At 38.8% G+C, this 13,637-nt stretch carries 11 protein-coding genes and 1 tRNA gene; 3 read left to right on the forward strand and 9 right to left on the reverse strand.

Annotated elements, in window-relative coordinates; translation table 11 throughout:
- Positions 1–62 precede the first annotated feature (62 nt).
- Together MNY28_RS09735 and MNY28_RS09740 are read left to right on the forward strand one after the other, a co-directional pair.
- Positions 63–1,742 (forward strand): EAL domain-containing protein, encoded by a 1,680-nt coding sequence (locus MNY28_RS09735; protein ID WP_346389716.1) that lies wholly within the window; start codon positions 63–65, stop codon positions 1,740–1,742.
- Between the two features lie 101 nt (positions 1,743–1,843).
- Entirely contained in the window at positions 1,844–3,496 is a 1,653-nt protein-coding gene (locus MNY28_RS09740; protein ID WP_188110016.1) for a GGDEF and EAL domain-containing protein, read from the forward strand.
- A 104-nt stretch (positions 3,497–3,600) separates the two neighbouring features.
- Here MNY28_RS09740 and MNY28_RS09745 read toward each other — a convergent pair.
- The 7 genes from MNY28_RS09745 to purD all read right to left on the reverse strand — a co-directional run bounded on the left by MNY28_RS09745 (position 3,601) and on the right by purD (position 10,980).
- A tRNA-Leu gene (locus MNY28_RS09745) sits at positions 3,601–3,684 on the reverse strand.
- Positions 3,685–3,755: 71 nt separating this feature from the next.
- On the reverse strand, positions 3,756–4,070 hold the full coding sequence (locus MNY28_RS09750; protein WP_151899443.1) for a F0F1 ATP synthase subunit C: 315 nt from the start codon (positions 4,068–4,070) through the stop codon (positions 3,756–3,758).
- A 141-nt stretch (positions 4,071–4,211) separates the two neighbouring features.
- Entirely contained in the window at positions 4,212–6,392 is a 2,181-nt protein-coding gene (locus MNY28_RS09755; protein ID WP_151899442.1) for a polyribonucleotide nucleotidyltransferase, read from the reverse strand.
- The gene (locus MNY28_RS09760) at positions 6,389–7,057 is read right to left on the reverse strand and encodes a phosphoribosyltransferase family protein (protein ID WP_151899441.1); all 669 of its coding nucleotides are present in this window, start codon (positions 7,055–7,057) and stop codon (positions 6,389–6,391) included. The genes MNY28_RS09755 and MNY28_RS09760 overlap by 4 nt, the downstream gene beginning before the upstream one ends.
- Positions 7,058–7,068: 11 nt before the next feature.
- A complete protein-coding gene (gene lptD, locus MNY28_RS09765) occupies positions 7,069–9,261 on the reverse strand; it encodes an LPS assembly protein LptD (RefSeq protein WP_346389717.1) in 2,193 nt (730 codons plus the stop codon).
- A complete protein-coding gene (locus tag MNY28_RS09770) occupies positions 9,254–9,703 on the reverse strand; it encodes an RDD family protein (RefSeq protein ID WP_151899439.1) in 450 nt (149 codons plus the stop codon). The genes lptD and MNY28_RS09770 overlap by 8 nt, the downstream gene beginning before the upstream one ends.
- An 11-nt stretch (positions 9,704–9,714) precedes the next feature.
- Complete coding sequence (gene purD, locus MNY28_RS09775) at positions 9,715–10,980, reverse strand: phosphoribosylamine--glycine ligase (RefSeq protein WP_346389718.1); 1,266 nt, start codon at positions 10,978–10,980, stop codon at positions 9,715–9,717.
- Positions 10,981–11,099: 119 nt separating this feature from the next.
- Here purD and MNY28_RS09780 point away from each other — a divergent pair, with 119 nt between their 5' ends.
- Complete coding sequence (locus MNY28_RS09780; protein ID WP_346389719.1) at positions 11,100–11,228, forward strand: hypothetical protein; 129 nt, start codon at positions 11,100–11,102, stop codon at positions 11,226–11,228.
- 50 nt (positions 11,229–11,278) lie between these two features.
- Here the strand turns inward: MNY28_RS09780 and MNY28_RS09785 are convergent, their stop codons facing one another.
- Both MNY28_RS09785 and guaA read right to left on the reverse strand, forming a co-directional pair.
- Positions 11,279–11,920, reverse strand: a complete 642-nt coding sequence (locus MNY28_RS09785; protein WP_151899437.1) for a uroporphyrinogen-III synthase — start codon at positions 11,918–11,920, stop codon at positions 11,279–11,281.
- Positions 11,921–12,046: 126 nt separating this feature from the next.
- Entirely contained in the window at positions 12,047–13,597 is a 1,551-nt protein-coding gene (gene guaA, locus MNY28_RS09790) for a glutamine-hydrolyzing GMP synthase (protein ID WP_151899436.1), read from the reverse strand.
- Positions 13,598–13,637 lie beyond the last annotated feature (40 nt).

Consider the following 13,637-nt stretch of genomic DNA (forward strand, 5'->3'; position numbering starts at 1 on the left):
TATTATAAACAAATATTAATCTTTTTCATGCTAGTCTATGGTTAATACTACTAGGAAATATAATGATGTCTGAAAAATATTGGGAAATTTTAGTCGTTGATGATGATGTTTCTACGCATAATGTCATTAAGAAAGAACTGCAAAATATCTTTATTCAAAACAAACCCGTAAAAATCCTCCATGCACACAATGCACAAGAGGCGAAAGAACTCTTAAAAAACAATGCTGATACTGCTATTGCTTTTGTTGACATATCCATGGAAACACCCGACGCAGGCTTGAAGCTTGTTGAACATATAAGAAATGTTCTGCACAACAGCAACATAAGAATTGTCATGATAGACAGCGGAAACTCGCCGGTTCCTCCTGATAAAATTTTTGACCATTATGATATTAACGGCTACAAAGAAAGAGAAGAAATTGTAAGCGGTAAATTTTATTTTATCATCCGCAATGCACTTAAGCAGTATGAACAATACAAAGAGATCAAATCCAGCAGAGACGAAATCTATAAAAAGATGACGACCAATAATGTAACCAATCTGCCAAACAGAATCAAACTCTCAGAATATCTGGACACAATGGGAGAAAAATCTCTTATACTCATCAATATAGACGACTTCAGCCTCATCAATGAACATAACGGGTTTGACTTTGGCAATGAAGTACTGCGTGCTTTTGCAAAATTTTTGGAGAAAAAATATGGCAGATATGCCCAGATTTTTCATCTGCACTCCGACAATTTCGCACTTTTGTGTGTCAAACTCGAAAATGAAACAACCGAAGAGAATATTTTACGCATCAAAGACGATATTGCAAAATATATTTTTAACGTCAACGGTATAAAAACACGCCTGACAGCAAGTATAGGCATTGCACTGTACGAACGCGGAAATATCATCCAAAAAGCGGAGTTTGCCCTCAAAGAGGCACGCCGTTACGGCAAGAACAGTATTCAAAAGTATACAGATGATTTGAACATACTCCGGACGATTCATACCAATTCACTATGGAGTACAAGAGTACGTGATGCCCTGCACAACCATAAAATGCATACCTATTTTCAGCCTATTTTAGAAGTAAAAACCGGTAAAATCATTAAATACGAAGCCCTTGTCAGACTGGAATACGAAAATGAGATCTACTCCCCTTTTCATTTTTTGGATGCGGCACTCTACAGCGGACAGATATTTAAAATATTTCAGTTTGTTTTGGAAGAGGCCTGCAAAAAGGCTGTCCAAAGCACTTACTTTTTTACGGTAAATATCAGCCAGTACGATATGCAATATCCTGATTTTCTTCCGACAGTCAAAAAGATAGTAAAGAAATATAACCTGCCCCATTCCCGTATTACTTTTGAAATTCTGGAAAATGACAGCATTGCCCACAACAAAAATATTCAGGCACTTTTAAATGAACTCCATGCAGAGGGCTTTCGGCTTGCCATAGATGACTTTGGTGCCCAGTGTTCAAACTTTGGACAGCTTAACAACCTGCCCATAGATTTCATTAAAATTGACGGAGCCTACATCAAAAATATCATAACAGATGAAAACTCCCAGATAGTCACGACTACCATTATTGACTTTGCCCATAAAAAAGGGATTCCGGTCATTGCAGAATATGTCTGCTCCAAAGAGGTGTATGATTATGTAAAGGCTTTGGGCGTGGAGTATGTGCAGGGGTATGAAATAGCAGAACCGAAACCTGATCTGCAGGAATTAGACTCCTTGTCTCCTTAGTACAGATAAAAAGCCTTTCCTTCTGACAATCCTCATTTAATTGATTAATAAAAGTTTTATGAGCAGCGATATATAATAGTTACTAACGCATGGAGTTCATAATGTCTACAAAATTTTGGGAAATACTACTGGTTGGCAATGATGCTTTTGTCCACGATATTTTAAAGGAAAAGTTGGGAGATGCCGTCATTTTCCATAAAAAGCTCAAAGTACTTCATGCACACAACGCAGAAGAAGCACGAAAAATCATTCAAAACAATAAAGATATCGCTGTTGCCTTTATAGATATCAATATAGAAAAACTAAGCGGCGGACTGCAATTAATCAACTACATTCGGGCACAAATCAGTACTACAATGCGCATAGTCATTATAGACAGTGTAGACTCAGCTGTTCCCACTGATGAAATTCTTGAGCATTATGATATAAATGACTACAGGTCACGCGCCTGCATAGAGTCTCAAAAATTCTTTCTGACTGTGCGTGCAGCTATCAAACAGTACCAGCAGTTTAAAGACATTCAAGACAAAAAAGATGAAATTTACACTAAGATGACTACAAATGAGGTGACAAAACTGCCAAATCGGCTCAAACTCTCTGAAAATCTCAGCAGTAGCGGCAAGAAATCTCTCATACTTATCAATATTGATGATTTCAGTGTTATTAACAACCACAACGGATTTGATTTTGGAGACAAAGTTCTGCGGGCTTTTTCCCGTTTTTTATTGGAAAAATATACACAGGATGCCCAGGTTTTTCACCTTGAAGCAGATGTTTTTGCCATGCTCTATACACAGGGAGACACGCTCACAACCGAGCAGAGAATTACAAAGGTAAAAGATGATATTTACAACCATCTTTTCTCCATCAACGGTATTAAAATACATTTGACTGCCAGCATTGGTGTTGTCATCGATGACTATGGAAACATTATACAAAAAGCAGAATTTGCCTTAAAAGAAGCCCGTCTGTATGGAAAAAACAATCTGAAGAAATACAGTGATGACCTGACAATTCTCCGCACTATCCATTCAAACTCTTTGTGGACAGGAAGAATCCGGGACGCCCTGAGTGAGCATAGAATTCTTACCTATTTTCAGCCTATAAAAAATCTCAAAACAGATAAAATTGAAAAATATGAAAGTCTTGTCCGCATAGAGTATGAAGGTGAAATCTATTCTCCCTACCATTTTTTGGATGCCGCCCGCTACAGCGGACAGCTCTTTGAAATATTTAAAATAATTCTTGAAGAGGCCTGTAAAAAAATTCAGACCAGTGTTTATAATTTTACCGTCAACATCAGTGACTATGACCTGAAACATCCGCAGTTTATGGCAGTTGTGAAAAAAAATATTGAAAAATACAGTATCAGTCCGGAACGACTGACCTTTGAAATTTTGGAAAACAACAGTATCGCAAAACACAAAGAGATTCAAAAAACGCTTAATATTTTGCATGACCTCGGGTGTAAACTTGCCATTGATGACTTTGGCGCTGAGTGTTCAAATTTCGGACAGCTCAACAACCTAAAAATCGATTTTATAAAAATAGACGGGGTATTTATCAAAAACATCGTTGCAGACAGAAACTCCCAGATTACCGCAAAAACAATACTCGACTATGCGCACCAGAAAAATATTCCGGTCATTGCCGAATTTGTCTGTTCTTTGGAAGTTTATGATTATGTAAAAAAAATGGGGATAGATTATGCCCAGGGTTATGAAATATCGGAACCTAAGCCTGAACTATCTTAACGGTATCTGCCAAAATATAGCATATATGTCCATGCACTTCATCTTCCGTTGTCTTTTATGCCGGTTTTTAAATATTGCTTTGAAAGTTCGAAAATAGGGGGTTATGGTGCGCAGAGGGGGATTTGAACCCCCACACCCGAAGGCACAACGACCTCAACGTTGCGTGTCTACCGTTCCACCACCTGCGCATTTGTGTGGTATAAAAGTGACCTGACTCTTTGGGAGCCAGGTCTGAGGTATATTTAGTAATCTTTGAAGATTATCCTAAATACGGGTTAGCGTAAAGTGCGATTAACGCAATTACCAGTGCATAAATAACCTGTGCTTCGATCATTGCAAGAGCGATGAACATTGTAGTCATAAGTTTAGCACCAAGACCAGGGTTACGTGCAGTACCGGCAATAGTTGCAGCAGCAGTATGACCCATACCGATAGCTCCACCTAATGCAGCAAGACCAAGACCGAGACCCGCAGCGATCATCGAGTATGCTTTAAGAGTTTGGTTGGCAACCTCACCGTCATTTGCGAATGCAGCAGCAGAAAAAGCTACTAAAAGAAAAAGAATTTTTTTCATAATATATTCCTTGAAATAATTACAATCCGTTCGGATAGCGTAACCTCATTACATGTAATGAAGCAACCTGAACATAAATGCCCAGATTTCCCTACTAGAAATTGATAAGCGCATTATATGAAAGTTTTGCTAAATATTCTCTTATGCAAGACCTAAAGAAATTTTATTTCCTTTAAATTCTAAAATTTCCACCTTTACTTTATCGCCTTCACTTAAAATATCACTTACATTCTCCACACGTTTGTCTTTTGAAAGTTTGGATATGTGCAACAGGCCGTCTGTTCCGTCAGGCAACTCTATAAAAGCACCAAAGTCAACGATTTTTTTTACAGTCCCTTCGTATTTTCCGCCTACTTCATATTTTATTTTTTCTTTTTTCGGTGCATTGACAATTTTTTGAATATGCTCTTTTGCTCCCTCTACACCATTTTTGTTTTTACCCGTAATTTTAACTTTTCCCTCTTTTTTATCTATATCTATCGCCACTTCAAATTTTTCTATCATTTCACGGATTGTCTTTCCTGCCTGACCTATAATTTCACCGATAAATCCCGGATCAATATGAAAAAATTCTGTAACAGGGAGTACGCCGTCATTAAATTCTATTTTAGCCTCTGCATCAAGCATAATGTCAATAATATGCGCACGTCCTTCTTTTGCCTGATACAATGCTTCTTTTAAAATGTTCAGACTCACACCGCCGAGTTTGATATCCATCTGCATAGCGGTAATACCCTCTTTCGAACCGGTAACCTTGAAATCCATATCACCATCATGATCTTCAAGACCCATAATGTCAGAAAGAATTGCATAACGCTCTCCGTCACTTATCATACCCATGGCAATGCCAGCAACCGTATCACTTGTCTCAAGCCCTGCAGCTTTAAGTGCAAGATACCCGCCACACACAGTTGCCATTGAAGAAGAACCGTTTGACTCCAGTATTTCAGACACCAGACGGACTGTCTGTCCATCAAGGTTGAGTATCGGTTCAAGCGCACGTTTTGCTAAATTTCCGTGTCCGAGTTCACGTCTTTTTGTTCCCATAATAGGAGAAGCTTCCCCTACCGAAAATCCCGGAAAGTTATAATGCACCATAAAGTTTTCATTTTGAGTGCCGGAATCTGTCAAACCTTCAAACATTTGCGCATCTTTGGGTCCGCCCATCGTTAAGACCACAAGAGCCTGTGTCTGTCCACGGGTGAAGAGACAAGAGGCATGCGCAGCCGGCAATACATTTGTATCAATACTGATAGGACGTATTTCTGTCAGTGTACGTCCGTCGGCTCTTACTTTTTCATTGAGTATCTGTGCACGCACCTGCTCTCTTTTAACCGCTTCTATTGCCGCTTTGAGTTCAAGTTCATCCCACTCCAGATTATTGGTAAGAATTCTTTTTCTGAGGTTTCTTAAGGCAGTTGAGCGTTCAGACTTTGCCATTTGGTTCATGGCATCTATGATATCTTGCATATGACGTTCTTTCACAAAAGCCACCATCTCTTCATTTAAACCGTCTGTTTTGAGTTCCAGAGGTTTTATCTCTTTTTGATACGGTCCAAAGGCCACTTCATATTCAACATTTGAAGCAAAAAGAATTTTTTCTGTTTTATCAAGCACTTCTATCAGTTCATCTTCACTCATTGCATTGGATACATGTGTATCTACCACTATTGTACCAAGACTCGGATCCATCATCGGGTCAAGCATCGGCTCGTAGGTCTCTTCGACTTCAACCTTTTCACTGCCGATGGAACGCATCTCTATCATCAGTAAATCTTTCTTCGTTCCTGAAAGATACAAATCCAGTGTAGAGTTCTTCAACTGTGAAAGTGTTGGGTTCAGTACAAGCTCTCCGTCTACTTTAGCTGCGCGAACCGCACATACACTGCTGTTTATATCTATGTCCGAAGTAAAAAGTGCAGCCGAAGCGGCATTAAGCGCAAGAAGCTGCATATCAGACTCAGCATCTGCCGAAAATACCATAATGGTAATTTGTGTCGGGTGCCCGAATCCTTTTGGAAACAAGGGACGCAGACTTCTGTCTACTATTCGTGATGTCAGAGTCTCAAAATCACTCGGCTTTGTTTCACGTTTGAAAAACCCTCCCGGAATTTTTCCGGCTGCATATGTTTTTTCTATATACTGTACAGTCAAAGGCAAAAAGTCATCTTTGACAACCTCAGTCTCATCAATTACTACCGTCGCCAGTATTACAGTTTTACCTGATTTAAGCCATGCCGAACCGTTTGCCTGTTTGGCAACATCACCAAAGGAGTATTCTTCTACTCTGTTTTCTAATTCTAATTTTACATCATACGTCATCTGTTATCCTTTAAATCTTTACTGAGTATTTCTTCTATTTCTTCATCGTCCATTATTGTTAAATTCTTATAATACAATGATGTTTCTACATAGTCATCTATATCATACAGAAAAAATATGTCATCTACGAATGTTTCTAACAATTCCAAAACATCTCTTGGCAGTACAGGACTGGCAATATAAACTGCTTTTGGTTTCTGGGCCAAAACTGTTTTGAGTGCAGTCATAAACTTGCTTCCTGTCTCACTTCCCTCATCTACAAGTAAAACAATCTTGTTTTTCATAGGAGGAAACGGTCTTCCTTTGCGATACTTGTATATATAGCTAAGTATATCCTCTTCATGCTTTCTGTGAGCTTCTCCGTAGATATAATCATACTGTATTCCAAAGGCATTAATCAACTCTTCATTGAGGACAATCTCCTCTGTCTCACTGACTCTGGCAACTTCACATTCAGGATTGTTTGGCGCCATAATTGCTTCTAAAAAAAGAATTTCCAGGTTATTTTTCAACTTGCCTTTTATCAGTGAAGCCAATTCAAGTCCGCCTTTTGACACTGCAACAATATTCCACGCTTCTTCTTTTAATTTTTGCATAGGAAGTACATCACGAAGCTTTTGTGCTGCATCTTCCCTGTCTTGTAAAATATGCTTATACTTTTGCATCTTTTTGCATCCTATTTTGTATCATCCGGCAATTTATACGATAAAAAAGAGCTGCCGGCATTTGCTTTCATTAACGGTTTTAATACAATAGTCAAGTATATAAACCTGTCATACACAGAGGAACTTGTACTCCCGACTGTAGTCAAGACAGGTCTGTTGTTTTCGGTATACTGCACTCCAAAATCCCAACATCGCTTTGTGTACAAAAATCCGAAAGAAAAACTTTTTCTCTCTTTTGATTCTAAATCATAATTATAGCTTGTATTGTAAGAATAGTGTTTGTTGTAAGTATATTTTACATTTGATGTGAGATAACTTGTATAGGGCGTATAAGTGGCTGTTTTTGGTAAAAAGGTATTTTTATAGAGATGTGAGAGTGCAATTTTCACGCCATTCCTGTTGAATGACACCTGATTCAAAATCTTTGAAAACTTTTTTTCCTTATAATTATAAAACATGTTATTGTAATAGGACAAAAAACTCGTTATCTTATAGTCAAGCTCATTTTCCAGGTCACCATAGCGTTCTTTTGTATTTTCGTAAGAGATGTTTTGGGAAAGTCTGTGATAGATAATCTCCTGTGCGGTACTGTCATAAAAATATTGCTGAAAGTTTAGCTGTGTATCATTTTGAATTGTTGCTATATTATAAAACTCACATCTTTGTGCAAAATTTGGATCTGCCTTATTTGTAAAATCTGAACAGTAGTCCATATTGTCCTGATAAAAACCGTCTTTCTTACTCCAGCCTTTCGCATTATAACTCACTTCAAAGCCTACAACATGACTAAAATTTGCATATGCCTTTGTTAACTGTGTTGAAACAGTAACAGTATTGTAGTTGCTTGCATAAAAGCCGTCATGATATTCAAAACCCGGAATTGGATTTTGTTCATGCCCGCTAAATTGAGAATGTTGCAGATACAGATTTGCCTTGTATGAAAGATTGACATATTCACCAAACAATGGCGTCTGAAGTGTTACAGGCAGATTTACATCTGTTTGAATTACTTTTTTGTTTATGATTCTTTGAATATTATTACTCTGCACATCAAAGGAGTACAGCAAATGATCTTTCAAAAAAGTATCTACATAATGATGGTATTGAACAGTTGGGAGTTTTTGCAGTGTATTGTCATTTGTCTGGAGTGTCAAATCTTCATAATATTTAAAATAGGCACCTATATAGTTGTCATTTGTATTATAAAAAAGGTTTACTCGTGAAAGTACCTGTGTTGCAGTTGCCTGCTGCAGTGCATTGTTGTTTTGTGCAAGGTTAATGTAGTCAACATCATTCATATGGTTAATATCTGCATATATTCCGGACTGTCCCGGCAAGTCCAGTCCAAGCCATTGATTCAGAGGATTTGTATTGTCATACTTAAAATTAAATCCGTAATGGGATTGATTTTGCAGATTATATTTTAAATAATACTCCTCGTTTTCTTTAAAATATCCTGCTTTGAATTCTCCGTGCGAAACAGCAGAATCCACAAATCTGAAAGTAGTATAGAGTCCTTTTCCTCTTGTGGTTCTGATCTGCGGATTGATTTCTAAATCCCACCAGTTTTGTTCGGCAATGTAAATCGGCTGTTCATAATAAAACCCTTCGGTTGAGGATACTCCAAAAGACGGCTTCAAAAGACCGGTACGCCGTGTCGTATCAAGAGAGTAGCCAAAATAGGGCGTATAAAATACCGGTATGTTGTAAATATAAAGCCGTGCATTGTATAAATTAATCCATTTGGAATCTGTATTGTAGTCCGATGAAGAAAACTCCATTGTCCATAAAGGGTCTACAGGGTCACATCCGCTGACTGAACCTGAAGTGATATCCAGCAGCACTCCTTTTGATTCACCTTCATTTGCACTGATCCAGACATCAGATTTGTTCTCAAGCAGATAAAGCGGTTTAAAATACCGCTCTTTTTTTGCCAAATTGAGTTTTGCATATTTTCCGAGTATCTTGTACTTTTTGTTATGGTTGAGCCGTACCTTCCCAAAGAGTTCCAAATCTTGCGTCTTTTGGTTATACACCGCTCTTTGAGCAGTTAAAAAATAATCTTTGTAAACAACACTGACTCCTCCGTCCGCATACACAATATTGTTTTTTGATTTGACAGAGGATGCATATATTTCAATCTTGTCATCTGCAATCAGAATACCCATACAGGCGAGAAGGAAAAAAAGAAAATATTTAAGCATCTATCACCAAAGTTTTTGCGGTTTTATCATGCCATGCCTGGCGCTGCGGATCAAACATTCCCCATAAAAAACCAAGATAAAAAATCATTTCACTTATAATTCTGAAAACTGCCCTGTTGAGTGCTGCTGCAAAGTTCGGATTGTCCAGTGTGCGTACATCAATAACCTTTATTTTCATTGCCAGCTTCCCTAAAGTAGCCCCGTACTGCATTACAAAAAAAGTCTGATAGACTATTTTCATCGCAATATACTGCAATACATAGGTATTTGTCAGTATAATAATATCTTCAACCGTCTGCGCATTGGCAAATGAATCAGACATCGCGATAATAAGTAAAAAAGAGAGCAGCATTTCATCTATAAAAAATGCCATTGCCCTTTTTTTAACAGAGGCGAGCTGTAAATGTTCTCGGTTGAGAAGTTTTTCAATCTCTTCATTCAAAATTCAAATTCCTAAAGAGCTTGGTAGGCGATATCTGTACGAAGTTTTTTTCCTGCAAAATGAACCTGTCCACATCTCATATAGGCTCTGTCACGTGCCTCTTTGATACTCTCACCCAAACCGACACATACCAAAACACGTCCACCCGTTGCGTAGAGTTTCCCGTCTTCCATTGTAACACCGGCAAAAGATATATGTGTATTTTCTTCTATTTCTTTATGCTTGACATCATCTAAAATAATTTCAGCAGGCGTTGATGGTCCGTACGGATAATTTTCACTCGCCATAACCACACCGACAGCATACTGGTCTGAAAATTCTACTTTGATTTCGCCCAAACGGTTTGTTGCCGCTTTGTAAAACATGTCAGATACGCTTGAAGTCATTAACGGCATAAGAATTTCACATTCAGGATCTCCGAAACGTACATTAAATTCCAGAGTAATCGGCTCACCGTTTACCACCATAATACCGATAAAAAGTACACCCTCAAAAGGTGCACCCTCTTGTTGCATGCCCTCAAGTGTAGGGCGGATAATACGCTCTCGTACTTTTTGGTACAGTGTTTCATCTACAAGCGGAGTCGGGGCATAGGCACCCATTCCCCCTGTATTTGGACCTTTGTCACCGTCAAGCAGGCGTTTGTGATCCTGTGCAGCCGGAAGCAAGATATAATCTTTCCCGTCACATACTGCAAACATAGAAAGTTCATAGCCGTCTAAAAACTCTTCCACGATTACTTTTTTACCCGCATCACCGAAACTTTTTCCGCTGAGCATTTCGGAAATTGCTTTTTTTGCCTCATCATGGGATTGTGCGATGATAACACCCTTTCCGCCACACAGACCATCTGCTTTTACAACGATAGGTGTCTGCAGGGTGTTTGTAAACCTGAACAGCTCTTCTATCGAATCACTCTCTATATATTTTGCGGTAGGAATATTGTATTTTGCCAAAAAGTTTTTCATGTAGACTTTTGAGCCTTCAAGCTGAGCAGCTTCTTTACCCGGTCCGAAAATTGTCAGTCCCTGTGCTTTAAATATGTCAACAACACCATCCACCAGAGGCGCTTCAGGACCTACTATAGTCAAATCAATCTCATTTTTTTTTGCAAATGCTGCCAAATCATTGTAATCTTTGATATCGAGGTTTGTTCCCAGATTGTTTGTTGCACCGTTTCCAGGCTGAAAAAAAAGTTCATGTTCCTCTTCTTCATTTTTTATAGCACGGGCAATAGAGTATTCTCGTCCACCGCTCCCCAAGATCAATATTTTCATTTGTATCTCCATATAATTAAAAAATTTATTTAGCCCACCCTGATGAAATAAATAAACTTTTTTTGCATTAACCCGAGCAGCCGTCGCACTACTGGCTTGGTTCTAAAAGCCGAATTTGGGTGAAGAGAGGGTTGCCTGACGGCGGCAATTTCATCGGCAGAGTAAACATACCTCAAGCGAAACCACCGACACACGACAACCCTACTGATTCACAGGTTGAATATGTAGAACCCGCATATATGTGCTGACACGAACTACTCAGATTAACAGGATAATTATACTAAAAATATGCTTGTTTTTATTTTAGGGAATGCGCTATTTGCATACAACTCTCAATAGTTGTCTCATCAGAGAGAATACAGGAGCAGTTTTTTGGCAGTGCTTTTGCCGTTGTTTTGCCTATAACGATTATTTTATGTGTGTGCAGCAAAGAATGCCTGCTTAAAAAACACTCTACACTTGAAGGAGAGGTGAAAATAAGTATAGCCTCCTGCGGCACTGTTACATGTAACAACTCTTCACTGCACTTGCTTGCATAGACAATTTTTTCATCTATACAGTATCCCTCTTCTTTACATGTAAGGACAAAATCAGAAGCAACAAGTTCAGCACGCAAATAAAGCCATTTTGTCTCTTTTGGGTATTGTTTTATTTTTTCCGCAAGAGTATCGCCGTACCCCTTACCGACAGCCAGGACCTGACCCCCTAAATCTTCAAAACTTTTTGCACTCTGTTTTGAGATACACAGCGCCTGCTTCTTTATATACTCTTTTTTCTCATACTGTTGCAACGCTTTTGATGCCTGCTTTGAGGTAATTATCAGATAATCATATTTGGAAAAATCAATATCAGGCTGAAAAAAAGTAATATCCAAAGAGTTTACATGGTGAGCATCAGGATGAGAAGAGACAGAAAAAAGGTAAATGGGCTTGTTATGCATTGAAATTTCCTCGTTTATGGAAATCGTAAAAAGTTTGGTTCAGATTGGAATGTTTTGAGGTTAAGGCATAGTTAAACTATGCTGATTCCTCAATCCTTTCAAGATGAGCCGAAATTTTTCTCAATTTTATTCCCACTCTATTGTTGCGGGCGGTTTAGATGATATATCATAAACTACGCGGTTTATTCCATCAACCTCATTAATGATTCTTCTTGAAATTCTCTCAAGCAGGTCATGCGGCAGATGTGCGAATGTTGCTGTCATACCATCAACTGCTTCTACAACTCTGATACATACCGTGTTGTCATAGGTACGGTTGTCACCCATAACCCCTACTGATTTTACATTTAAAAGCACGGCAAAAGCCTGCCATGTTTTTGCATAATATCCGCTTGCTTTGAGTTCATCGAGTAAAATAACATCTGCTTCGCGTAAAAGATCCAAATCAGGAACATTGACATCCCCCATGATTCTAATAGCAAGACCAGGTCCGGGAAAAGGATGACGGTTAATCATACTCTCCGGAAGTCCCAGTTCCAGTCCGATTTTACGTACTTCGTCTTTAAAAAGTTCACGCAGCGGCTCAATCAGTTCAAAATCCATCCAGTCAGGAAGACCGCCGACATTATGGTGAGATTTAATCACTTCTGAGGGACCGTTGACAGAGATAGATTCAATGACATCCGGATAGAGTGTTCCCTGTGCCAAAAACTTAATACCGTCATGTTTTTTCGCCTCTTTTTCAAACTCTTCTATAAAAGTATGCCCGATAATTTTGCGTTTTTGTTCAGGGTCGCTCACTCCTGCCAGTTTTGTTAAGAAATTATCCGCTGCATCCACAGTAACAAGAGGCGCTTTGAGATTTACTTTGAAAACTTCTTCAACCTGCTCTCTCTCACCTTTGCGTAACAGTCCGTTATCTACAAACACAGGAATAAGCTGATCCCCGATTGCTTCATACAGCATTGCTGCCACAACAGAACTGTCAACTCCCCCGCTTAATCCGCAAAGCACTTTGGCGTCACCGACACGTTCGCGAATGGATTCAATCTGCTGCTTGAGAAAATGCTCCATTTTCCATTTTTCTGTGACGCCACAGATATTTTTTGCAAAGTTGCGAAGCATCAGGTATCCTTCTTCAGAGTGCTGTACTTCCGGATGAAACTGAAGCGCATAGACACGTTTTTCATCATTTGCAATGGCCGCATACGGTGAATTGTCAGATGTGGCGATTACCTTAAAACCCTCAGGAAGTGTTTCTACTCTGTCCGAGTGGCTCATCCATACTACAGTGTGATTGTCACAATCTTTAAAAAGAGGAGAAACATTGTCAGGATACCCGACTATGTCAAGTTCTGCTTTTCCGTATTCATGGTGGTCAGAACGTATAACCGAACCGCCAAAATCTACCGCAATCCTTTGCATTCCATAACAGATACCAAGAATCGGAATGCCCATTTTATAAACCTCTTTGTCAACTTCATAGGCATCTTTGTTGTATACAGAAGAGGGACCTCCGCTGAGTATGATACCCTGAGGATTTTTCGCTGCAATATCCTGGGCTTTTGTATGAAAAGGAAGGATTTCACAGTATATTTTATCTTCACGAAGACGACGAGCGATGAGTTGTGTGTATTGAGAACCAAAGTCTAAAACTATAATGCTAACATTTGTCATTGAAATGCCTTTTGATAAATTTATATATAAAATGAGCAAA

Source organism: Sulfurimonas sp. NWX367 (assembly GCF_039667065.1).
Classification (GTDB): Bacteria; Campylobacterota; Campylobacteria; order Campylobacterales; family Sulfurimonadaceae; genus Sulfurimonas; species Sulfurimonas hydrogeniphila.